Source organism: Pseudoalteromonas sp. NZS71, from assembly GCF_015864715.1.
In the GTDB taxonomy this organism is placed as follows: Bacteria; Pseudomonadota; Gammaproteobacteria; order Enterobacterales; family Alteromonadaceae; genus Pseudoalteromonas; species Pseudoalteromonas arctica.
In genome coordinates this window covers 134437-159285 of sequence record NZ_JADYWS010000002.1, presented here as the reverse complement: position 1 = coordinate 159285, position 24849 = coordinate 134437, and the positions used below count along the sequence as shown (strand labels likewise).

General features: G+C 38.5%; 23 protein-coding genes and 1 tRNA gene. 5 read left to right on the top strand and 19 right to left on the bottom strand.

Annotation, left to right across the window (positions count from 1 at the left end; genetic code table 11):
- The first annotated feature begins 4 nt into the window (after positions 1-4).
- The 4 genes from I6E85_RS01795 to I6E85_RS01780 all read left to right on the top strand — a co-directional run bounded on the left by I6E85_RS01795 (position 5) and on the right by I6E85_RS01780 (position 4055).
- Entirely contained in the window at positions 5-733 is a 729-nt protein-coding gene (locus tag I6E85_RS01795) for a glutathione peroxidase (RefSeq protein ID WP_024598728.1), read from the top strand.
- Between the two features lie 82 nt (positions 734-815).
- Positions 816-2264, top strand: coding sequence for a dihydrolipoyl dehydrogenase (locus I6E85_RS01790; protein ID WP_154903511.1), 1449 nt, complete (start codon positions 816-818; stop codon positions 2262-2264).
- A 146-nt stretch (positions 2265-2410) separates the two neighbouring features.
- Positions 2411-3340, top strand: coding sequence for an exopolyphosphatase (locus I6E85_RS01785; RefSeq protein ID WP_197236497.1), 930 nt, complete (start codon positions 2411-2413; stop codon positions 3338-3340).
- A 121-nt stretch (positions 3341-3461) separates the two neighbouring features.
- Positions 3462-4055, top strand: coding sequence for a DUF4303 domain-containing protein (locus tag I6E85_RS01780; RefSeq protein WP_154903509.1), 594 nt, complete (start codon positions 3462-3464; stop codon positions 4053-4055).
- 77 nt (positions 4056-4132) lie between these two features.
- On the opposite strand, the gene I6E85_RS01775 is transcribed toward I6E85_RS01780, so the two are convergent.
- From I6E85_RS01775 to rppH, 17 genes are all read right to left on the bottom strand, one after another.
- Positions 4133-4207: transfer RNA gene (locus tag I6E85_RS01775), tRNA-Arg, on the bottom strand.
- Positions 4208-4279: 72 nt separating this feature from the next.
- Positions 4280-4948, bottom strand: coding sequence for a FlgO family outer membrane protein (locus I6E85_RS01770; protein WP_024589980.1), 669 nt, complete (start codon positions 4946-4948; stop codon positions 4280-4282).
- 7 nt (positions 4949-4955) lie between these two features.
- Positions 4956-5648: a FlgO family outer membrane protein gene (locus I6E85_RS01765; RefSeq protein ID WP_024589981.1), complete on the bottom strand. Its 693-nt coding sequence runs from the start codon at positions 5646-5648 to the stop codon at positions 4956-4958.
- 13 nt (positions 5649-5661) lie between these two features.
- On the bottom strand, positions 5662-6255 hold the full coding sequence (locus tag I6E85_RS01760; protein ID WP_197236496.1) for a FlgO family outer membrane protein: 594 nt from the start codon (positions 6253-6255) through the stop codon (positions 5662-5664).
- Positions 6256-6311: 56 nt separating this feature from the next.
- Positions 6312-6941, bottom strand: a complete 630-nt coding sequence (locus I6E85_RS01755) for an SPOR domain-containing protein (protein WP_024589982.1) — start codon at positions 6939-6941, stop codon at positions 6312-6314.
- 10 nt (positions 6942-6951) lie between these two features.
- Entirely contained in the window at positions 6952-9849 is a 2898-nt protein-coding gene (locus I6E85_RS01750) for an MSCRAMM family adhesin SdrC (protein WP_225305789.1), read from the bottom strand.
- A 34-nt stretch (positions 9850-9883) separates the two neighbouring features.
- The gene (locus I6E85_RS01745; protein ID WP_024589984.1) at positions 9884-10714 is read right to left on the bottom strand and encodes a molecular chaperone; all 831 of its coding nucleotides are present in this window, start codon (positions 10712-10714) and stop codon (positions 9884-9886) included.
- A 9-nt stretch (positions 10715-10723) separates the two neighbouring features.
- On the bottom strand, positions 10724-11206 hold the full coding sequence (locus I6E85_RS01740) for a DUF4402 domain-containing protein (RefSeq protein WP_024589985.1): 483 nt from the start codon (positions 11204-11206) through the stop codon (positions 10724-10726).
- 3 nt (positions 11207-11209) lie between these two features.
- Positions 11210-11812, bottom strand: coding sequence for a DUF4402 domain-containing protein (locus tag I6E85_RS01735; protein ID WP_024589986.1), 603 nt, complete (start codon positions 11810-11812; stop codon positions 11210-11212).
- A gap of 115 nt (positions 11813-11927) precedes the next feature.
- Positions 11928-12482: an SPOR domain-containing protein gene (locus I6E85_RS01730; RefSeq protein ID WP_024589987.1), complete on the bottom strand. Its 555-nt coding sequence runs from the start codon at positions 12480-12482 to the stop codon at positions 11928-11930.
- Between the two features lie 371 nt (positions 12483-12853).
- The gene (locus I6E85_RS01725; protein WP_024589988.1) at positions 12854-13537 is read right to left on the bottom strand and encodes an SPOR domain-containing protein; all 684 of its coding nucleotides are present in this window, start codon (positions 13535-13537) and stop codon (positions 12854-12856) included.
- A 341-nt stretch (positions 13538-13878) separates the two neighbouring features.
- A complete protein-coding gene (galU, locus tag I6E85_RS01720) occupies positions 13879-14757 on the bottom strand; it encodes a UTP--glucose-1-phosphate uridylyltransferase GalU (RefSeq protein ID WP_024589989.1) in 879 nt (292 codons plus the stop codon).
- Positions 14758-14780: 23 nt separating this feature from the next.
- Positions 14781-15632, bottom strand: a complete 852-nt coding sequence (locus I6E85_RS01715) for a thymidylate synthase (protein WP_024589990.1) — start codon at positions 15630-15632, stop codon at positions 14781-14783.
- A gap of 10 nt (positions 15633-15642) precedes the next feature.
- Positions 15643-16446, bottom strand: a complete 804-nt coding sequence (gene lgt / locus I6E85_RS01710; RefSeq protein ID WP_007583122.1) for a prolipoprotein diacylglyceryl transferase — start codon at positions 16444-16446, stop codon at positions 15643-15645.
- Positions 16447-16459: 13 nt separating this feature from the next.
- A complete protein-coding gene (locus tag I6E85_RS01705) occupies positions 16460-17269 on the bottom strand; it encodes a sulfite exporter TauE/SafE family protein (protein WP_024589991.1) in 810 nt (269 codons plus the stop codon).
- Between the two features lie 90 nt (positions 17270-17359).
- Positions 17360-19624: a phosphoenolpyruvate--protein phosphotransferase gene (ptsP, locus tag I6E85_RS01700; protein ID WP_024589992.1), complete on the bottom strand. Its 2265-nt coding sequence runs from the start codon at positions 19622-19624 to the stop codon at positions 17360-17362.
- 30 nt (positions 19625-19654) lie between these two features.
- A complete protein-coding gene (gene rppH, locus I6E85_RS01695; protein ID WP_002958704.1) occupies positions 19655-20173 on the bottom strand; it encodes an RNA pyrophosphohydrolase in 519 nt (172 codons plus the stop codon).
- 683 nt (positions 20174-20856) lie between these two features.
- Between rppH and mutH the strand changes: the two genes are divergently transcribed.
- A complete protein-coding gene (gene mutH, locus I6E85_RS01690; protein WP_024589993.1) occupies positions 20857-21528 on the top strand; it encodes a DNA mismatch repair endonuclease MutH in 672 nt (223 codons plus the stop codon).
- 192 nt (positions 21529-21720) lie between these two features.
- Here mutH and eno read toward each other — a convergent pair whose 3' ends face one another.
- A complete protein-coding gene (eno, locus tag I6E85_RS01685) occupies positions 21721-23019 on the bottom strand; it encodes a phosphopyruvate hydratase (protein ID WP_024589994.1) in 1299 nt (432 codons plus the stop codon).
- 112 nt (positions 23020-23131) lie between these two features.
- Positions 23132-24766 carry a CTP synthase gene (locus tag I6E85_RS01680; RefSeq protein ID WP_010553216.1) on the bottom strand — a complete coding sequence of 545 codons (1635 nt, stop codon included), beginning with the start codon at positions 24764-24766 and terminating at the stop codon, positions 23132-23134.
- Positions 24767-24849 lie beyond the last annotated feature (83 nt).

The following is a 24849-nucleotide window of genomic DNA, read 5'->3' as shown; positions in this document are numbered from 1 at the left end:
AACTATGTTAAACAATATCGAAGGTCAAACAATCCCAAGTGTTACATTTGCAACTCGCGAAAATAATGATTGGAAATCAGTAACAACAGATGACATTTTTAAAGGTAAAACTGTTGTAGTGTTTTCACTACCAGGTGCATTCACACCAACATGTTCATCAACTCACTTACCACGTTATAACGAATTAGCAGGCGTACTTAAGCAAAACGGCGTTGACGAAATTGTATGTTTATCAGTAAACGATACCTTTGTAATGAACGCATGGGCTGAGCATCAAGAAGCGCAAAACATTACTTTATTACCAGACGGCAACGGCGAATTTACTGACGGCATGGGCATGTTAGTAGACAAAAACGACCTAGGCTTTGGTAAGCGCAGCTGGAGATACTCTATGCTTGTTAAAGATGGCGTGATTGACAAAATGTTCATCGAACCAGATTTACCAGGTGACCCGTTTGAAGTATCTGACGCAGACACAATGCTTGATTACATCAACCCTAAGCAAGCTAAACCAGAACCAGTAAGCATCTTTACTAAACCTGGCTGTCCTTTCTGTAAAAAAGCGAAAGAGCTTCTTGCAGAGAAAGGTTTCGCATATGAAGAGATTGTTATGGGTGCAGGCGCATCACTAACAAGTCTAAAAGCTGTATCTGGTCGTGAAACTGTTCCACAAATATTCATTGGTGGTAAACACATCGGTGGTTCAGACGACTTAGAAAAATACTTTGCTTAATCAATAAGTAAATTAAATGCCTAACGTAAGTAGGTAAAAAATAGGGGCTTTTATGCCCCTATTTATTAGAGGAAAAAATACTATGAAAGAATTGCAAACCGATGTTGTTGTTATAGGCGCAGGCACTGCTGGTTTAAGTGCTTATCTTAATGCTAAACAGTTCACACAAAATGTATTAATGATCGAATCAGGCCCATACGGCACCACATGTGCACGTGTTGGTTGTATGCCAAGCAAGTTATTGATTGCAGCCGCCGAAGCCGCACACGCAATTGAAATGGCACCTGCATTTGGTGTTCATAGCTCAAAGCCAGTTATTGATGGCAAAGCAGTTATGGCACGCGTTAAAAGTGAACGAGATCGTTTTGCAGGATTCGTAGTAGAAGCCGTAGATGAATTACCAGAGGGTGATAAAATTCGTGGTTACGCTAAATTTTTAGACACAAACCGCGTACAAATAGACGACCACACAATTATTACAGCAAAACGCTTTGTAATTGCAACCGGCTCACGCCCTTCATACCCCGGCGTATTTAATAACTTTGGCGACAAACTTATTATAAACGACGACGTATTTGATTGGGATGACCTACCAGAATCAGTCGCTGTATTTGGCCCTGGTGTAATAGGTCTTGAAATTGGCCAAGCACTTAGCCGACTAGGCGTAAATGTAAAACTATTTGGTGTAGGCGGCGCAATTGGCCCACTTACAGACCCAGTAGTAAAAGACTATGCAAATACTGTTTTTGCTGAAGAATTTTTTGTAGATACCGACTCAAACGTATCTGACATGATGCAAGTTGGCGATAAAGCACAGCTAACTTACACCGACAAACAAGGTGAAAAACACACCGAACAGTTTGACTACGTACTTGCAGCCACAGGCCGAGTACCTAACGTAGATAAACTAGGCCTTGAAAACACAGGCATTGAACTTGATGAACGCGGCGTACCGCACGCAGACACACATACAATGCAGTGTGGTGAGTCAAACATATTTATAGCAGGCGATGCGAGTAACATGCTCCCATTGTTACACGAAGCATCAGACCAAGGTGCTATTGCAGGTCAAAATGCAGGGCGCTTCCCAGATGTACGAATAGGTCTGCGTAGAGCAAAAATTGCAGCCGTATTTAGCGACCCACAAATAGCAATGGTCGGCGAAAGCTACAAGCAAATTACCGACCGTTTAGGCCCATGCGGTTGTTTTGAAGTAGGCGAAGTCAGCTTTGAAAATCAAGGCCGAAGCCGAGTAATGCTTAAAAACAAAGGTCATATGCGTGTATATGCAGAGCAAGGCACAGGCTTATTTTTAGGTGCTGAGTTTATTGGCCCACAAGCCGAACACATTGCTCACTTACTAGCATGGGCTGTACAAAACAAAATGACCGTACCAGAAATGCTTGATATGCCATTTTACCACCCAGTAATTGAAGAAGGGTTACGTACCGCCCTTCGCGACTTAAACGCCAAACTTAAATTTGGCCCAGATATTGTAAATTCATGTATGGAATGTGGCCCAGGCGCATAGCCTATTTACCACACATACAAACTTGCTAAGCAAAAGCCAAAACTAACGTTTTGGCTTTTTTTTATAATTTTTTTAAGCCGACCTCTCAAAAAAAATTTTAGCTGTTACACTTAATTGATAATTCAATTAAAAAAGATGGAATAGCTATGCCCAATAATAAATTTAGACTAGTCACTCGCAGCGATTTTGATGGCTTAGTTTGTGCCGTATTGCTTAAAGACTTAGACCTAATTGATGATATTTTATTTGTTCATCCAAAAGACATGCAAGATGGCAAAATAGACATTACCGAAAACGACATTACGACCAACCTCCCCTACGTTGCAGGCTGTCACATAGCATTTGATCATCATCTTAGCGAAACAGTACGTAACTCAAGCGACATAAAAAATCATATTATTGACCCAGAAGCCCCATCAGCAGCTCGCGTAGTTTATGACTATTATGGCGGCGCTGGAAAACTTCCAAATATTTCTGTTGAAATGATGGACGCGGTAGATAAAGGCGATGCTGCTCAGTTTTCAAAAGATGAAATATTAAACCCGACCGACTGGGTATTAATGAACTTTATTATGGATGCGCGAACAGGCCTTGGCCGTTTTCGCGAGTTTAAAATTTCAAATTATCAATTAATGATGAAACTCATTGATGCATGTAAAGATCAGAGCATCGAAGAAATCCTACAAATGGAAGACGTAGCCGAACGTGTTGCTTTATATAACGAGCATAACGAAAAAGCCAAAGAGCAAATTTCTCAATGCGCTACCGTCCATAAAAACTTAGTGGTACTTGATTTAACCCAAGAAGAAACAATTTACGCCACAAACCGATTTGTTATTTATGCCATGTACCCCGACTGCAATATCTCGATTCATAAAATGTGGGGCTTTAAAAAACAAAACGTAGTGTATGCCATAGGTAAATCAATAACTAACCGCAGTTCAAACACCAATGTTGGCGAACTGTGCCTTAAATACGGCGGCGGCCATTTAAATGCAGGTACTTGCCAAGTAGAAACAAGTCAATCTGAAGCCGTGCTTAGTGAATTAATTGATACAATTACAAGTGATGGTTAATATTAACTTACAATAACCAGGGTTATATAATAGCTCTGGTTATTTTATTTTAGTATGGTGAGTTTTAATCACTCACTTTTTCCATATAAATTTCTGTAATAATAAAAGAAATAATGAACTCATGTTAGATACTAAAAACTTCGAAAAAACACTTTATCAAGATACCAAAAAAGCATTTAAAAACATTATACAAAAATACGGTAACGATCTTTATGTAATGGGCTTTTACCACACAGGTAGCTACTCACTACTGCCAATGTTTAATACCTTATCGGATTTAAAAAAAGTATTTGAAGCAGAGTACAACAACGATGTAAGTAGCTTTTACATGGCTAAATGGAACCCTGAGGATTACCCGATGCTTGAGGATTATTCCGAATACTTTGATGAAACAACTCTAGAGTGCCAAAAACTAGAAGACAGCATTGATTTGTTTCAATCAGATATAGAAGCAATGGATAATTGGCATCAATGGCTTACAGCAATGGAGAAAGTGCTCATACAATTAGATGCCGAAGGAATATTTTCAAATGGTATCGAACGCGAAAAAATCACTTTAGCAATACTCGCCTATGATGAAGAAGAAAGCATTCAATTTAAAAGAATCAAACGACTTAACCCACCAACTGTTCTAGCACAAATTCAAGCCGACTTTGAAGCCATGGTTTCAGAGCGTGAAAAATGTGAGCAAGAAGCTTTAAACGCCTTTAATTAAAAAGTGCAGCACTACTACATATACGATATACACAAAGTATAAGGGAGGGAGGTTAAAATATAACTCATTGATTTTATTGGTAGCCCCTGCAAGAATCGAACTTGCAACTGCCCCTTAGGAGGGGGCCGTTATATCCATTTAACTAAGAGGCCACAAATAAGCTGTGTGCTTAGAAGTGTGAATTATAACGGCATCTGGTTTTTTATATCAAGCGACAACTGAACTTAATTGCTTGATAAGTATATATCTTCTTTATTTAGTACATAAATTGGGATTAGTTTTCGACTACTCGCGACAATTTTTTTTGTATGCGCGTTAATTACACGTGTATTTACAACAACAGCATCACTGCGATAAATTAATGTACCCGCTAATACATGGCTCGCCATTTGATCTTCGCTAAGCTTTTCAATATCACGCGAGAAAGCAAAATCACCACGACTATTTACATCTATTGTTTGAGTGGTTTTAAAATCAACCACGCCATAACCAAACTTTTGTAACTGATGAATTAACGTCTCAGATATTTGATTACCCAATTGATTACTTTTAGTAAGCGATGAATCAAGATCGACCAAGGTAGTAACGGCAATATTAATATTGGCGTTGGTATCACTTTCAAACTCAAGCGTATCAACCAAATCAAGCGCCATTTGCTCTACATAGTTAGCAAGTGTTTTATGGTGTTTAAGTGGTGTAAATTGATTGCCGTTAACATTATCTTGAGTTGATTTTTGCTCGGCTGTTTTAAGCATGCTTGCTAAGTCATAATTTACTTGTGTGGTTGAAGATGCATTCATTTCAGCACTTTCATTATTTTGAGTAAAGGCACAACCTGCTAAGTTAACTAAAGTAAAAAAAATGATAAAGCGGTTAAATAATTTACTATACATAATTATCTCACTTGCTTGCTTGTTTTAACATTATGCCATCAGTGCGATAGCTACTATTAAGCGCATCAACAACCGACTGTGGAATAAACCCTTGTGCAGAACCTACCACGGCCTTACTTTCTAGCCCAACAATACGTGCATTAACAAGTACACCACCTTGATGGTTTACAAGTGTACCGGCTAGTACATACTTAAAGTTTTGATCTTGATTTAGCTCTAAATAGTCGCGACTAAATACAAAGTCGCCTGTTGAGGTAACACGCATATAATCAGTTGTTTTAAAATCAATAACGGGTACACCAAAGCTGTGTAATTCATGCATGAAGCTTTCTGCAATTTGGTTTCCTAGTAAGCTACCATCGTTGTAGTCTTCATCTAAAAAAATAAAACTCGAAACAGCTAACGGTGTTTGTTCACTTACGTACTGTAAGTTTTCAACCATGTCTTGCATTATGCCGCGCACATAATGGTTAATATTTTTGCGCATTGGCGGTGTTGCTTTTGTGTAGTTATCTTGTGGAGCCATTCCTGACTGAAATAAGTTATCGTCAGAAACAGGTGCTGCAACGTCGCGTTGGTTACTCACCAGTTGGTTGCTTTGCTCACTTTGTGGTGTTGCGGTGTCTGTATTCATTGTGCCTAGTATTTGAGAGCAACCAAAGCCCAGTGGTAAGCATAATGTAATTAATAGGTTTTTCATTTTGTGCTCCAAATTAGTATTCGCTTCGGTATAAAAGTCCGTCACGCTGCTGAATTTTCTCATTGCCCCACATTACATTAATTGGGATCTCGGTACTTCCCGCAGAGAGCACCTGTTTATTTTCTATATTCACAAGTCGTGCATTAACTATGTATGCATGCTGCTGACGAGTCACTGTTCCTGTGATAACTAAGTCAATATTTTGGCGATTACGTAATTTACTTAAATCGCGACTTAAAATACTGTCTGAGTTTTCTGATAAAGAGAGGTTATTCCCAAGTCTGTACTCAACGGTGTGATAACCCAGTTGAGTAAATTGTGTAAGCAGACTTTCTTGGATCTGCTGACTTAAGCCTGAGGCTTGCCCTGTCACTAATTTTGTATCTAGTGCATCTGCATAAAAGAAGCTACTAACGCCAACACGTGCATTAGCATTTAATGCTCCGTTTAGGTGGTTAAGTTGCGACGTTAAATTAACTACATAGTCATTAACCGCAAAAGGAGCCATGGCTGCTTTAGGTGCATCTGTAGGCACACTTGGTTCTGGCGGCGGCACCAAGTTACAAGCAGCTAAATTTAAAAATAATAAAGGCAGTAAAAGGCGCATAATTGCCATCCTCTTCAAAACATACTGAGGATGAAGCAATTTGTATGCCGACTTAGCTATTGTGCGGTAAAGGGCTGATCTACGTAATAACTAACTAAACAATTTATATTTTGGCTCTTTAATTTTTGACAGTCACCCATAGCGTTTTTTTTGTCTATGTATGCGCCTAGCTTTAAGCGGTTATACATAACTCCTTTTACATTTATTGTTTCAACATTCATCACAAAATTATCGCCTAGTAAGCTAGGAAGCTTTTTTTGAAGTTGCCTAAAAGCTAAAGAGAGTTGTTCTTTTTGCGTTATTGAAAGCACTTGTAAAGCAAATTTAGGATCAACTGGTTTTGTTACTTGTAAATTGGAGCAATTAATTGTGTTGCTATTAACTATTTCTGCTTTTATTACTGGTGCGTTTTTCTGCTCATTTTCTTTTGCAATTGTATTGAGTTGCAATATTAGTAAGCTTAAGTCTTCTTCAATAAGTAATAAACGCGCAAGTTCTGGCTTCATATTTTGCCACTGCTGGGAGCTTATTTTTAAAGTTTCAAGTTCTTGCTTTGTTATTTTTACGTAGCTTTTTTCGTCAGTTACGTTGGTCTGAGTAGCACTACCATCAATTGCTTTATTATTCGCACAACCATAACTTAGCAACATTGCACTGATTAAAAATATACATTGAACTCTTTTCATCCTAATTCCTTTAATGGAGTATTTTATGTGTTTCAACAACACACTTTAATCCTTGCGCTTTTACTGAGTCGCATACAGAAATAAGCTCTGGCGAACTGTTTGTTGCGTACGCTAAGGCTAAAATAAATTTATTTTTAGCTTTATCATGCATATAAAAAGCTTCTTGCTGCTCTATTCGTGGTGCTATTAAACGGTAATAAATTTTTAAGATATTTAACGAACTAAAACTTCCTGCATTGGCAATGCTTCCAGTTGTTGCACTGAGCGCCTTTAACGTTAAATCAACGCCCATTACTACATCTCCTTGAGGCGATAAATTAACTGTTATATTTTGAGTGTTTTTTAGCTGCTTGCGTTGTTTATATTCATCATCAATTACTGCTTTATACTGCCCCGGTTTAAGGTCTGTAAATAAATAATAGCCATCATATGCTGCTTGAGTTTGTGCAACTTGATCCCCTTTCTCATTCAACAGCGCTATATTTGCAAAGGGTTGGATCTGTGTTGTATCACCTTTTTGTTGATAAACAACTCCCTCCACTTCACTGGCATTATTTAATGCGAAGTCCATATACTCTACAAAACCAGCCCTTGGGGTAATAGAAAAACCCTCGTTAGCTGGTATTAAAAACGGATCTTCAAAACTATTTCTATCAAGTATTATATCTGTTGTACGATTTGCTGGCATTGAAGTTAATAGCGCAACGCCGTGTTCGTCTGTAATTGCTTGACGATAATTGTGAACGCCTTTTACTTTTACGCCGGCAACGCCGTGCTCATCATCATCCATAATACCGTTATTATTTTGATCTAAGAATACGCGTAACATTAAGCTACCCGTGTTAGTTAAGCTGCGCTTAGAGACAAAATATGTATTGTGTTCAACATCAAAACCTAAGCTAAAACGGCTATAAATACCGAGCCGCCAATCATCGTTACTGTTGTAGTTTAAGTTACTCGTTAAACTAAACTTGTCGCTTTGCCAATTGAGCCCTAATTCGGCCGATTGAATATTATTACGAAGTGAATCAGTTAAAGTAAGTTCCGCTTGTAAATCTCGGCCCAAGTTGCGGCTAAACTCAGCCTCGTAACTAACAAGCTCACTTACTGGCGATATACTATAATCTATACCAAACCTTGTGTAGGTTCTCCCAAAGCGCTTTTGAAAACGTGTTGTTCCAAAAGTACTCTTAGAGCTATCGTCTTGTTGCCACAGCAATTGGTTACTTAGTGCAAATCCTGAATATGAGTAGTTGAACTGGTTGCGTACTTGTTTAAAACGCCCTCTAATATCACTATCGTCATATAGGACGTTATTTTGATAAGAAAGGCGTCCATAGGTATTATTCATTAGCCCACCAGCTAAATTTATTTGGTAGCTGTTAAAATCTTGCTGCTGTTCGTCGGTACGATTTGTAGCGCTAAAAAGTAGTGATTGTTCGGCAATTTGAGTTCGGGCTGTAAATTCAAATTCTTGTTCATTGTTATTATTTTTTTCAACATTCGCATTTAATAATAATCGGTCAAATAAGCTTATGTTGGTACCAAATGCATACTTAAGTAGATCGTCATCTGTATTTTTTTGACCTGATGTAGCAGTGTATACAGATATATTATCTGTAAGCCCTTGCTCATATCTACCCGCAATTTGCCAACCCTGCCCCTGCGAGCTTGAAACATTGTTATTTAGTAACTGCTTGCCTTGTTCAGTAACCGACAATTCATAGTTACCTTGTCCCTGCTTAAGTTGATTTCCGTCCACAAAGTAATAATCACTTTTACGCTCAACTTGACCTTGAGGCCCATAAAAAATAAGCTCAAAATTATTAGCTCCAAATAATAGGTTTATATTATCAAAAATATAACGCCCATCTGCGAGGCTAAGCTGCTGGTCTATTAATATTTCATTACGATACAGCTCTACATCCCAACCTGGCTGTATAGCACCGCTTAAGTTAATTTGATTATTGACTATTTTTCTATTGGTTACATTATTAGAAACTTTAACACCTCGGGCATACTGACTACTGTAGCTATTACCAACTTGCGTGGCGATAACATCACCAAAAGATATTTCAGTAGGCATGAAGCCGTTTTTTATTTCTTTGTCTAAGTTTTGCTTTGTAAACGTTAACCTAGAGTTGGTAAGTAAGTCAGTACTTCGTCCAGACAAAAAATACTCTGCAGATAAATACGCAAAGTCTTGAGTGCCTAAAAGTGAATAGTTCGTAGAATGCCTATCATCGCTCGCGGTAAAATTTAGTTGTAAGTCGGCAACCGGAGAAGATAGCGCTTTATATGGGCTAGCTTTCCATGGCAGCGTAGGTGGCGATCTTTTGTTAGGTGATTTAAGGTTGCGCGACTGTCTGTATCTTTGTTGTTCAACCGGTAAGGGGCTCTCTGAGCTTATAAGTAATTCTAAATCTGGGTAATCAATATTAAACTCTAGATTTAAAGCATTATGTAAACTTTGAATATCTACATAAATATCATCTTCAATGGTAATTTGATTTTTTGCTAATAAGTAGCTCTGTGTAGGACTAGTAAATACAGCGGGTGTAACCGCTGCATTTAGAAAAAGAGGTTGTTGATTTGCTCCAACACCTTGAGCAATTCGATTGCTAGCATCAACATTCATTGCAAATTGTAGAATGTCAAATAAGTCGCTTAAACTAACTTGTACACTTTGCTCGCTTTTAATTGCTGCAACTTCACCTAAGTAGTATGAGTTTAAATAAAGCGAAAGTATTAATAACTCGCCTGTGGCGATTCGCTGTTGCTGATTTTCTTTGTTTTTATAATCAATTACTTCAACGGGCTTAGTTAGCTTTAGTTCAATTGCGCGTAGTGTTGTTAAAGCATCCCCTACGGAAGAATTAGGATTAGCGATTACACTATTACTAAGCAAACTACTTATGCTTAGTAATAGTGCATACAATAAATTATTTAGCGTCATTCACTGTTAAAACATTAAGTGATTGTGAAGTTAAAGGCAGAGTGTATTGTGCAAATGTAAGGTCTTTATATTCTTGACTGCCTTCATATTTAAAAATGACTTTTCCTGTTTTATCTAAATTTTTGTCACTAAATAAACTAAGGGTTACAAACGCATTATCCACTTCTGGATAAATACTTAAATTACCAATTTCTGCAATTTTAACTTGCTCGTTATTGCTATCAACAAAGTAAGCACTTAATTTACCGTAGCTACTAAACTTACCTTCTCGTTTTATATTCAATAAAAACTGAGGACGTTGATTGCTTTCATTTAGCACTAGTTGAGCTTGCTCTATGGCAACTTCTGGCTGTTTCATGTCTTTACGTAACAAAATAGGAATGCTGTAGCTCATAATCATATTAACTTTTATTGAGCTTGTTTTATTAGTATTTTCACCAGGCAATGCTTGAAATAGAAGATGAGAGCGGTACTCACCAGAAGCTAGGCCTTTAGGTTTACGTATTGCTATTTTTACTGTTTGTTTTTCACCAGGTGCTAAACGCATTTGTTTTGGTGACAAACGTGCCATTGAACTTAAACTTTCGCTTGTAGCCTCTGCCAACTGTATGTAGCCACCGCTAGGTTGCGCTTGCTTCTCACTCCATAAAACACGATATGTTTGATATTCATCACCTGTATTAATTACTGTAACTTTAGCGGTTCGTTGGCGTTCATCAAAACTAATACGGGTTGGAGAGATAAGTAAATTTGCGTATGCATTTTTTCCTAAAATACATACACTCAGTGCGAGCAGCACTACAACTTTATAAAGCATGTTTTTCCTTTAGTAATCAATCGTAATTTCTAATTGGGTGTCAGTAATAAAACTACCATCTAAGTAACTTTGGCTAGTCCCTGTCGTTATTAAACGGCCACCTACTTTGAGTAAAAGCTCTCCAAACTCATCGCTAGTTTGCGTTCTTGGTAAATCTACTAATACAACCGAAAACTTGGCACTATTAGCTCCTAGTGCTTCACTTTGCAATGTAGAGTCACTCGTTTTGTTAAACGATATTTGAGTAAGGGGAGGTAAATCGGTAAATAAAAGTTCTGCGGGATTACCCTCAGTTAATACGTAAATATTACCAAATGTGGTTGTTTCACCTTCATGGCTAATGGTTATAGAGCTTAAGGTATTATTTTGAGGGATAACTAAAGTGCCAAAATTAAGCGCTTCTTGTTGTATGCTTGCGCTATAGGCTTGCTCGCTAAACATTAACGAAAGCCAAGCAGAAACATACAAAAAGCGCATTGTTTGTTTAAACACTAATTAATATGACACTTCAATATTAAAGCTACCAGAATACTCACCATCAGGGTAATCCACACTTGATGCGTTTGATGAAGTAGAAAGAGTCGCGCCTATATTAAATGATACAGCGCCATCAACACCAGCCTGTAGGTTGGGCGTAGCACTTGTATATAATCCACCAGCATTAGTACCGCTCGTTATAAAGTAAGTCCAAGTACCTACAGTAAAATCAGGTTCATTCAACCCTTGACCAGCTAAAGGTTGTACTAAAGTATTTACTGGGTCGCTAATGGTTAAAATAGAATTTGGTACTACATCTGACACACTAAAAGCACCCGCTTCACCACCTTCAATTATTGATATAGTTGCCACATTACCAGCAGCGTCGTCTTGCGAGGTAACATTAGTTGCATCAGGATCAGGATTAATTGTAAGCGTAGCTTGCAGATTGCCTGTAGGATCTGAAATAGCACGAATAGTACCAAAATTTAAATCGTTATCTTTTGTGAGTACTACAGCATTTTGTACCGTTACTTTCGCTTCAAATGACTCTGTAGCAGCATAAGTGCTAAACGAGCTGACCACGGTGGCTACAGCTAATGCAGATAAATAAAACTTCATGCTAAATCCTTATAAGAAAATGGGCTTTATCAAATATTTGCCCAACTATAGTTAGTATCGACTATTAGTACAAATACTTTAATACTATATAAGTTTAAAAGGCCTAATTTATTAATTATATTGGCTTTCCGACAAAAGCAGCAATATTACATGCTTGATCAAGCTGATTAGCTAAATAACAAAACGCACTTACTTGAGCATCGTTTTTAAATGGACCTACACGTAATCCATACAAAGTCATATTATTATTTTTACGTTCAAACATAGTAAAATTAAATTGAGTAAATGCACTGGGGTATAATTGCTTAAGCCTTTCGACTCTTGCTTTAACAAGCTCTGGCTTTAAATACCAACCAAGCTGTGCTCCAATTTTAGTTTCATCTGTTAAGGTGAGTTCTGAATTTTGTAAGTTTGGTGTTTTTACTTCGGGAGTGTTATTTAGTGCCGTCGGTTCCAAATTCTGTGAAGGCTGATTACCATAGGTGATATCGGTTTTATTTTGCATGAGTAAAGGAGGGTTTTCAGTTAATTCACTTCGAGACGATAACGCCATAATTAACAGCTGTAAATCATCTTCCATAGCAGTTAAACGACCAATGCTTTCTTGCTGTAAGTGCCACTGCGAAACATACTCTTTTACTTGTTTATCAGTAATTAAAGAATGCTGCACGCTCTCGTTATTTACAGTTGCGCTGCTACATCCATATAAATAAAAAGATAAGAATAAAACTGATATTAAATGACAAGACTTAAAATACCGCATTGCAAAATGCACTCTACTAACCAAGATAATAAATCAAAGCAAATTTTGCGCCACTTTATAGCAACTTTTTAATTAAGTAGTCTATTTTGAGGTAAGAAAAGCCATATCGATAACAAGGCAAAATTTCATCATTTAGTTGGTATCACTAATTGTTGCTGCATTGCTCTAACTCCGGCATACATGCCGTCGTATATCAAAAATTATTAGCGAAGTTAGCGTCAGGTCTAATCCTTCAAATTGATTAGGTATTATTGTAGATTGATATTACATGCTGTGCGCTAAAGCTTTACTGGCTTATCAGTGTAGTTACTTACTATGCAATCGAGTTTGTACAGTTTGAATACGTCACAGTCTGCTTTTGCATTTTTAAAGTTTTGGTAAGAGCCAAGTTTCAGCCTGTAAAACATTTTGTCGTTTATTTTGGCGGTTTCTACGTTAGTCAATATTTTGTCTCTAAACAACGGCGCTGCTTTAGCATTTAGCTCTTGCCATGCTTTAGCCACACCTTGCTCGGAGTCAACCGAAGCTACTTGCAAAGCAAATACATGTTTAGGTGTATTTAATTTTACAGTTTGTTTTTTATCACTGTAGTTTTGTTTAGCTTGTTGGCGTGACTTAACATTGCGTGTGTTTCGTGGTGAGCGTACAGACTTGCTGCTGTACCCTTGATTAGACTGCGCAATAGCTTTGCTGTTTATAATATCAATATGATTTACGAGGTAAGTTATTTCTTTTTCTAATCTTAAAATTCGCTCTATGCCTTCACGAGCTTGTTGCCACTGCATTGCGGCATCTTTTAGCTGAGCAAGTTCAAGGGCTGTAATTGATACGTAGTCAGGCGAGTTACTTTGAGGTTGTTCATCAATGGTTTTTATTTCAGGCGAGACGCTGCATGCTGTACCAAATAAAAGCATTAGCAAGCTAAGTAAAAGCCCAATGTTATTTTTTTTATATATAAACATGTATTAGTTGTCCTGAAAGCAGTGTTTTTACACTACATTTCAGTTAAACATTCTCACAAGAAAGCGTTTAACTTTATTTAAGCTGAGAGCCATAAAACTAGCTCTTCGCATGCTTGTCAGTGTTTCGTAAAACACAACGTTGCATACTCCATCCCTTCCTTGAGAGCATTATTTAATACAAATTCAATGCCAATTAACACAAACTTTACAACATAAATAACAATATGTCTGTAATGACTTAAAAACTTTTATTTTAGAGCTATTCCTTTTCTAATTTTGATCCTGATAAAACTCATAAAAAAAGGCGCCGATATAGGCGCCTTTCATGTTTTCGTTAACTGTTAAATCAGTTTTTTGATAAATGATTTTAATTCATCGGCAAATTCATCGCGACGAAGTGCAAATTCAATCGTTGCCTTTAAGTAACCAATTTTACTTCCACAATCGTGGCTGCGGCCTTTTATAGCGTATGCATCTACTTTTTCGTGTTCCATTAACATCGCAATTGCATCAGTTAATTGAATTTCGTCGCCTGCACCTTGCGGAGTTTTTGCAAGTAACGGCCAGATATTTTCGCTTAATACGTATCGACCCACTACAGCTAAGTTTGATGGAGCTTCATCTACTGGCGGCTTTTCTACCATATTAAATATTGGCGAGCTTTCACCTTGCTTTAAGTCAACATCACCTAAATCAACCACACCAAACTGGTTAACTTGTGCCATTGGTACTGGTTCTACCATAATTTGACTGTGCTTGGTTTTCTCAAAATTAGCGATCATTTCTGCTAAGTTATCTTTTTTAAGATCGCTCTCTACATCATCAATAATTACATCTGGTAAAATAACTACAAACGGTTCGTTACCAATAATAGGCGCTGCACAACTAATAGCGTGGCCTAAGCCTTTTGCTTCACCTTGGCGTACGTGAATAATGGTTACGTCTTTAGGGCAGATTGCTTGCACTTCGGCAAGTAATTGCCGCTTAACACGCTTTTCTAAAGTAGCTTCTAGTTCAAAACTTGTATCGAAGTGATTTTCGATTGAATTTTTACTTGAGTGCGTCACTAACACTATTTCTTTAATTCCTGCAGCAACGGCTTCGTTTACTACATATTGAATTAAAGGACGGTCTACCACTGGAAGCATTTCTTTAGGAATTGCTTTAGTGGCTGGTAACATACGAGTACCAAGGCCCGCTACTGGGATCACTGCTTTCATTTTATGTTTTCCTTAATCTTTTATTATACTGAAAATGGATATTGAATCGCTTCATGGCATTGATAGCCTGTTACTTCAAAGTCGTCTCGTGTTACCCACGTTTCTATGTCTTCTAATGATGTAATTTTTGGATTAATTTTTAACTGAGGTGACGCAAATGGCTCACGCGTTAACTGCACGTCTCGCATCAGTTCAAGTTGGTTTTCGTAAATATGTGCATTAGCAATTTTATGATACGCCTTACCAGCTTTGTGGCCGGTAATTTGAGCCACTAACGCAAGCAACACAAAACACTGAATTTGATTGAAATTAAGGCCAAGCGGTACATCACAGCTTCGCTGGTATGACGTTAAGTATAGCGTATCGCCAAGTAGTGAAAAAGTGTGCGTATGCATACACGGGCGCAAACAACCAAGCTCAAACTCACCTGGATTATAAAACGTGATTATTTCACCACGGTCATCAATGCCATTTTTTAAGTTATCAATAACTTTGGAAAGCTGATCAAGCGTTGAGCCATCTGGACGTTGCCAACCACGGCCTTGTACGCCATAAACACGCCCCATGTCATCCTCACCTTTACGGTTAGGGTTATTAAGCCATGCGTTGTTATCGTTCGCGTTGGCATCCCATGTTTTACAGCCAATCTCACGAAACTGCTCAGCGCTGTCGTAACCGCGTAAATATCCTAGTAACTCAGCAATCGCTGCTTTGTAGTAACTTTTGCGCGTCGTGATCATTGGAAACTTATTATTAGCCACATCGTATTCTAAATCGGCATTAATAACGGTTAAACAACGCGTACCTGTACGTTTGTTTTCGACCCACTGACCTTCGTCAACAATACGCTGACATAATTTTAAATATTGTTTCATGCTTTTCTTATTATGCCTTAGCTGTTTTAACGTGTTGTGGTTGCTTATATGCCCAAATTAATAAACCTAAACCACCCACTATCATAGGAAGTGACAATATTTGTCCCATTGAAATAAAGTCGGCAAATAAACCTAGTTGTGCATCGGGTTGGCGGAAATATTCAATACAGAATCTAAACACGCCGTAACCTAATAAAAATACACCAGCTACGCTGCCTGCTGGACGTGGTTTTTTAATAAACCATTGCAGGATTAAAAACAGCACTAAGCCTTCGAAAAATGCCTCGTATAACTGCGATGGGTGACGCGCAAGCGGACCGCCCGTTGGAAATACCATTGCCCATGGCACATCGGTAACTCGGCCCCATAACTCACCGTTTATAAAGTTACCAATACGCCCTGCTAAAAGCCCTACAGGAACAAGTGGTGCAACAAAGTCGCCTACTTGAAGCAGTGACTTTTTACGCGTCCACGAAAAAATTGCGACGGCGGTTATAACGCCAAGTGTTCCACCATGGAACGACATACCGCCCTGATCTATCCTAAATAAATACAGTGGGTTTTCTATAAAATAACTAAACTGGTAAAACAATACGTAGCCAATACGCCCACCTAGTATTACCCCTAACATGCCGTAAAACAGTAAATCGCTTACTTGGTCTTTAGTCCAACCCGAATTTGGCTTTGACGCTTGACGATTAGCAAACCACATCGCAAATGCAAAACCTATTAAGTACATTAAGCCATACCAACGTACGCTTAGCGGTCCAACAGAAAAAATAATTGGATCAATTTGAGGAAACTCAAGTGCCATAAAAAATAAACCTTTAGCTAAAAACCATTTTAATTGCGATAACTACAAGCAGCACCGCGAAAACTTTCTTAATTGTATTAACAGGTAAATAGTGAGTTGCTTTGGCGCCAATGGGCGCAACAAACCACGAGGTAATAACAATCCCAAATAATGCAGGTAAATAAACAAACCCGGCAAAACCATGCTCTAAATCGGTAACATGCCAGCCTGCGCTGATGTAACCAATAGAGCCAAATAATGCAATAACAATTCCGCACGCTGCCGCGCAGCCAATTGCTTTTTTTATATCAACCGAAAAATAATTAAGCATAGGTACTATTAAAGCTCCGCCGCCAATCCCTATTAAACCTGATAACCCGCCCATTATTGCAGAAACGCCCCCTAAAATAGGACCTGCCGGCAACGGTTTTTCTGACATCGGTTTATTACGCGCGGAGAGCACCATTCTTGCTGCAATAAATACAACACTTATAGCAAACACTGTACGTAATATTTGTTCAGGGATTAAACTTGCTGCAAAGCCACTAATAAGTGCACCTAAAGCCACACCCGACATAACCCACGGGGCGATTGCCCAAGGCACATTATCATTTTTATGATGAGCCAGCGCTGAAGACGTTGAAGTAAATAAAATAGAAGCGAGTGAGGTTGCAATAGCAATTACTAATACATGATCAGCCGACGTTACATTAAATGAGAGTAGCAGAGTGCTTAGTACTGGAACGATAATTAAACCGCCGCCAATGCCTAGTAACCCAGCTAAAAACCCAACAATACAGCCTAGTAGTGCGCAGCTTGCGACTAACAAACCTAAGTCATACATAGTAATCTCAAATACCCTTTTAAGGTTTATATATTAAAGGATTATAAAACTAATAGCATCTGTGTATTGCAATTAATTAGGTGTACAAGCTTATTTGGGGGTGTAAAACAAATCACCTAATTTATGCTCTAGCATAAAGCTTCGCGTTAAACGTAGTACTTGTTTGGCAGTGGATTGCGCTAAACATTCACTTAGTAGTTGTTCCATGTCACTGACATTTAAACGCCTAAGTACCCACTTCACTTTATTAAGCGATGATAAGTTCATACTAAGGCGTCTGTAACCCATGGCAATAAGTAAAATAGCCCCTTCAGGATCGCCGCCTAGTTCACCACACAAACTAAATGGCAGTTCATATTGCTCACATTCATGCGCCACTTTATTTAGTACTCTTAGTACACCTGGGTGATAAGGGTTAAAAAGTTCGGCTACACGTGCGTTAGCCCTGTCTACTGCTAATAAATACTGTGTTAAATCGTTACTGCCTACTGAGCAAAAATCGACTTTTTTTGACCACTCTGGAAGCATAAATACACTTGAAGGTACTTCCAGCATTATTCCTATGTCGGGTCTTTCTATGGTTTGCTCTGGGTATTTTTCACTTAACTCAAAATAAGCCTGTTCAAATAACGCAAGTGACTCATCAACTTCTTCAGTGCCACTGATCATAGGGAGCATTATTTTTAAATTACCCAAACCAATATTTGCTTTAAGCATCGCTTTTAGTTGATCTAAAAATAACTCTGGATGATCAAGGCTAATACGAATACCACGCCAACCTAAAAATGGGTTTTCTTCGGTAATATTAAAGTAATCAAGTACCTTATCGCCCCCAATATCCAATGTACGCATAACCACAGGATTAGGATGATAGCTAGTTAGTACTTCTCGGTACCAATTTTCTTGCTCTGATTGCGAAGGAAACTGACCCTTTTGCATAAACCACGCTTCGGTTCGATAAAGCCCCACACCGTCACAAATATGCGCGCTACTTTGCTCGGTATTAAGCTCAAGGCCTGCGTTTAATAATAAGCTAACATGTTCACCGTCAAGCGTAATTGATTCAGAGCCTTGCTCAGCTAAAAAGCGGTTATTTAGTAGGTTATCTTGATGCTGTAACTCTGTGTATTCGTCCATCAGCATTTGTGAAGGCGATATATATAAACGCCCAGCAAATGCATCTAAAATCATCGGTTTGCCATTAAACTGCAGTAGAGGTAAATCCTCTATACCCCAAATGGCAGGAATGCCCATCGCACGCGTTAATATAGAAGCATGGCTATTTGCAGAACCATTTACGCTTACAACGCCTGTTAAGTGACCTTTTGGCACTTCAGCAAGCATGGCGGGTGTTAAGGTATTAGCAATTAAAATAGTGTTGGGCGGATAATTTTTAATAGCGTGCTCGGTATTTACAAGATGGTGTAATACGCGAAGACCAATGTCTTTAACGTCAACAGCACGCTCTTTTATATAAGGGTCTTGCATGGCATTAAATTGAGATATTAAACGCTCTATTACAATTTTTAGGGCGCTTTTAGCACACCAGCCTTCTTGTAATTGCATTTCAACATTATGCCCTAAACTTTTAGCATCAAGCAGTTGTTGATACACATCAAATACCGCAAGAGCTTCGTGCGGAATAGAATCGCTTAGCGTCATAGATAGGGTATTAAATTCTTTGCGCGTTGCAGCTACAGCTTGAGTAAATAAACGGCGCTGCTCAGTGACGTCACTGTCTTTTAAAAGCTCAATAGATTTAAAATCAAGCTTTGGTAATACAACAAATGCTTGTCCTATACCTATTCCTGGCGCGCTCGATACACCTTTTAAAACAGACGTTTGATGAGATGACTCATCTTGGCGTAGTATTTCTTTAATTTCAGCATGCGCTAACTGTGACGCAAGTTGGGCAGAAAGCGTTATTAAAAACGACTCTTCGTCTTGGCTAAATACACGTGCCATTTTTTGTTGGACAACAATAACGCCCAGTACTTTTTTTTGATGAACAACGGGTACAGATAAAAAAGCGTTGTAGCCTTCTTCGTTTACTTCGGGGGAGAGCTTAAAACGAGGATGCGATTTAGCAAATGCAATATTAATAGGTTCTTCGCGTTGCGCTACTAGGCCCACTAAGCCTTCGGTAAACCCAATTCTAAACTTACCCACCGCATCAGGATTTAACCCTTCGGTAGCCATAAGTACAAAATTGTCTTGGCTGTAATCTGCAAAATAAATGGAGCAGCACTGGGTTTTCATGGCATCTTTAACCATTTGCACAAAGCACACTAATGCGCTGTCTAAATTCGCTTGTCGCGATACAGACTCCGCAATAGATCTCAGTGTAGCCAGCATGTCCTGCTCCTTTATTTTATTCTGAATTAACTACCTTTTACTTCGCCAATGATCTTTATGTTGTTCTCTCTTATTAAAAGGCATGGCGAAAGGAGCAAACTCTTTCATTACACGTCGATAAACATCCCGTTTAAACGATACAACCTGTCTTACAGGATACCAATAACTTACCCAGCGCCAATCATCAAATTCAGGATGATGGGTTTTAAGTAAATTTACATCTTCGTCTTTACAGCGTAATTTTAGTAAAAACCATTTTTGTTTTTGCCCAATACACACCGGACTAGAGTCTCGGCGGATTAATCGTTTGGGTAATTTATAGCGTAACCAATGTTTTGAGCTTGCGACTATTTCTACATCTTCTGGTCGCAACCCTACTTCTTCGTGTAATTCACGGTACATGGTTTGTTCTGCAGTTTCGCCATCATCAACACCACCTTGGGGAAATTGCCAAGAGTGTTGACCATAACGTCTGGCCCAAAAAACCTGTCCCTGATTATTGCAAATCACAATTCCTACATTGGCACGAAAACCTTCGGCATCAATCACCTTAGTGCCTCATTTGTAAGTCGATTTTTAATGATTGTTCCACATTAGCCGCAATACGGCAAATACTATTATACCCAACCCGATTAGTAAGCTAAGTTTGAGCTTTTAGTACATTGATAAATTATGGAGAGTGGGTAAATATTTGGAAAATAACTTAACAAGGCTATTGCGGTTCTTGTTTTCCTCTAGTTACTCACAGTTTGTGCATAACTTTTGTAAAACACGCTCATTTTGCAAACAAATCCACAATATTAGATCTAAAAACTTGGCTTCTCCACAGATTCTGTGGATAAACATGTTCATATAGTTGTATTTATCCTTACAACTTTTAAATTGCTTAATCAAAACTGAATGTACAACATTAAAAAAACCAACTGAGTCAGTAACTTAAAGTAAAGCAGCTTAATTTCAATATGTTCAAAATTAACACAAACAACAAGCGAGCAAAAAACACACAACCCTAGAGATATCCACGGCTTAGCCTATTTGCTATCATGGCTATGATATTTATACAACCGAAATTAAGAATACCAATTACGTTGAATTGATATTTATAATCGCAATAAAAAGTAGCTCAATAACAAAAAACTATCATATGCAGCTTCTCCGCATAAGTAATTTCAACGTAGTTAGTGAGTTGATAAACCTCTATAATATTCATATTTTAATAAAATTGGCATGACATGCGACCTACAAAACCACACTCAATTAACGATTTAATGCAACGCGTTAATAATATTGCCGGATTAACTCTAGGGCAGCTTGCTAACAAGTATAATTTTAAAACGCCGGATGATTTACTGCGCGAAAAAGGTTGGACTGGTCAGTTAATTGAATACGTACTAGGTGCTACTGCGGGCTCAAAACCACTTCCGGATTTTGAAGATTTAGGAATTGAGCTAAAAACACTCCCTATTTCCTATAAAGGTAGGCCACTGGAAACTACGTTTGTATCGGTTACACCTTTAATGAACGTTACAGGAATGACTTGGCATACCAGCTCTGTACGTAAAAAACTAAATCATGTTTTATGGCTGCCAATTTTAAGCGAACGTGATATTGCCCCGTTTGATAGAACCATCGGCAGCGGCTTTTTGTGGCAACCCTCACCTGAACAGGACGCTTTATTACAGCGCGACTGGGAAGAGCAAATGGAGCTAATTGCGCTAGGTAGAGTCGACGAAATATCAGGCCATTTAGGCGATGCGATGCAAATACGCCCTAAAGCAGCTCATAGCAAAATAGTGACTGATGCTATTGGTCCAAATGGGCAAATAATTAAAACCCTACCCCGTGGCTTTTACTTAAAAACCAGTTTTACAGGTGATATTTTAAAGCAGCAGTTTCAGCTTTAACTGTGTTATAAAATATTAATTGTTGAGCCATTTTTGTGGGTACCCTCTTTTCGCACTACGTGCGCGCGCCAGCAGCTTAACGCTACAACTTATTCTCATCTCTTTGAATAAAAGTATCAGGCATAAAAAATCCCCGCTTGTGCGAGGATTTTATCATCTAAAATTAAAAATTAGATTCTATATAAAATAGAATTACTGACCTTTAACTTCTTTAAGACCGTTGTACGGTGCTTTATCACCTAATTGCTCTTCAATACGTAGCAATTGGTTGTACTTTGCAACACGGTCAGAACGGCTCAATGAACCTGTTTTAATTTGACCTGCAGCAGTACCAACAGCTAAATCAGCAATTGTTGAATCTTCAGTTTCACCAGAACGGTGAGAAATAACAACAGTAAAACCAGCGTCTTTAGCCATTTTTATTGCAGCTAAAGTTTCAGTTAAAGAACCGATTTGGTTAAACTTAATTAAGATTGAGTTAGCAATACCGTTGTCGATACCACGTTTTAAAATCTTAGTATTTGTTACAAATAAATCATCACCTACTAATTGGATTTTATCACCCATTAGTTTAGTTTGATGTGCAAAGCCATCCCAATCAGACTCATCAAGACCATCTTCAATAGAAACGATTGGGTACTGATTAGTAAGATCTTGTAAGAAGAAGTTAAATTCTTCAGAAGTGAATTTTTTGCCTTCACCCTTAAGGTCGTAGATGTTTGCTTCTTTGTCGTAGAACTCAGATGCAGCACAATCCATCGCTAAAGTAATATCTTTACCTAGCTCGTAACCTGCGTTTGCAACAGCGACTTTAATTGCTGCAAGAGCCGCTTCGTTAGATGCAAGGTTAGGTGCAAAACCACCTTCATCGCCAACCGCTGTTGAATGACCATCAGCTTTAAGTACTTTAGCAAGGCTATGGAATACTTCAGCACCCATACGTAGGCCTTCGCGGAAGTTTTTAGCGCCAACAGGTTGGATCATGAATTCTTGAATATCTACAGAGTTATCTGCATGTTCACCACCATTGATGATGTTCATCATTGGAAGTGGCATAGAGTAAACACCTGGCGTGCCGTTTAAGTCAGCGATATGTTCATAAAGCTCAACTTTTTTAGACTGTGCAGCTGCTTTCGCAGTTGCTAGTGATACAGCTAAGATTGCGTTTGCACCTAATTTTTCTTTATTTTCGGTACCGTCTAAATCTAGCATCACTTTATCTACAGCGCTTTGATCTAATGCACTTTGGCCTTTTAAAGCATCAGCAATTTCGTTATTGATATAACCAACTGCTTTTAATACACCTTTACCTAAGTAACGTGATTTATCACCGTCGCGTAACTCTAATGCTTCACGAGTACCAGTAGATGCGCCTGAAGGTGCTGCTGCACGACCCCAAGAGCCATCTGCTAAATGTACGTCTGCTTCAACAGTTGGATTACCACGCGAGTCCATAATTTCGCGACCGATTACTTTTACGATTTCTGACATCTTGATTCCTCTATATTCCCAAAATGGTGAGTTCAGCTAACTTTACTACGTTTTATATAGCTTAGTCAGCCCTTAAAACAAAAAAGCCGTGCAATATGCACGGCTTTTAAAATTACGAATTCGCTTTTTGGTGGATATGCGCGGCTGCTACAAACCCTTCAAATAACGGATGACCATCACGTGGAGTTGACGTGAATTCCGGGTGGAACTGCGCGGCAATAAACCATGGGTGATCTTTATTTTCGATAATTTCTACCAGTTTTTTATCTTCTGATAAACCAGTAAAGCTTAAGCCTGCTTTTTCAAGTATTTCTACAAAGTTATTATTTACTTCGTAGCGATGACGATGGCGTTCAACTATTTCGTCGCTGCCATATACTTCGCGTACTTTAGAACCTGGTGTTAAATGACATTTTTGTGCGCCTAAACGCATAGTGCCACCTAAATCAGATTTTTCGCTACGTGTTTCAACATTACCTTCAGCATCTAGCCATTCAGTAATTAAGCCAACTACTGGTGCTTCTGAATTTGCATTAAACTCTGTAGAGTTTGCATCCGTTAAACCTGCAACATTACGTGCATATTCAATTAATGCTACTTGCATACCTAAACAAATACCTAGGTATGGTACTTTATTTTCACGTGCGTATTTAGCCGCTAAGATTTTACCCTCAACACCACGTCCGCCAAATCCACCCGGTACTAAAATAGCATCTAAGTGTGAAAGTAATTCAACACCTTTGTTTTCTAAATCTTGTGAATCTACGTATTGAATATTAATTGTTAAACGGTTTTTAAGGCCCGCATGCTTTAATGCTTCGTTAACCGATTTGTACGCATCTGGTAATTCAGTGTATTTACCAACCATACCAATTGTCACTTCACCCGTTGGGTTAGACTCTTGATAAAGTACTTGTTCCCACTCAGCTAAATCAGCTTCTGGTGGATCTAAGTGAAAACGACGACATACGAAGTTATCTAATTCTTGCGTTTTTAATAGCGCTGGAATTTTATAAATGCTGTCTACGTCAGGTAATGAAATAACCGCTTTTTCTTCTACGTTTGTGAATAATGAGATTTTTGCACGCTCATTATTAGGTAGTTTACGGTCTGAACGACAAATAAGAATATCTGGCTGAATACCTACTGAGCGTAACTCTTTAACAGAGTGCTGAGTTGGTTTCGTTTTAACTTCACCTGCAGGGCCTAAAAATGGCACTAACGTTAAGTGAATAAATAGCGCGCGTTCGCGGCCAATTTCAGTTCCCATCTGACGAATTGCTTCAATAAACGGTTGTGATTCTATATCACCTACAGTGCCGCCAATTTCTACAATAGCAATATCATAACCTTCAGCACCGTCGTATACACGTTGCTTAATATCGTTAGTGATATGTGGAATAACCTGAATAGTAGCGCCTAGGTATTCACCACGGCGCTCACGACGTAATACGTCTTCATATACACGGCCTTGTGTGAAGTTATTACGACTAGTCATTTTGGTACGAATAAAACGCTCGTAGTGACCTAAATCAAGGTCAGTTTCTGCGCCGTCTTCTGTAACGTAAACTTCACCGTGTTGAATTGGGCTCATTGTGCCTGGGTCAACGTTGATGTAAGGATCCAGCTTTAAAATGGTAACATTTAAACCACGGGCTTCTAAAATAGCGGCCAGTGAAGCTGCGGCAATACCTTTACCCAACGAAGAAACAACTCCGCCAGTAACGAAGATAAATTTTGTACTCATGCGAACCCTAGAATATCAGGAATTAAAAGGAATATAACACCCAAAGAAGAGCCTAAGGGTATATCATCAAGACGGGGCGAAAT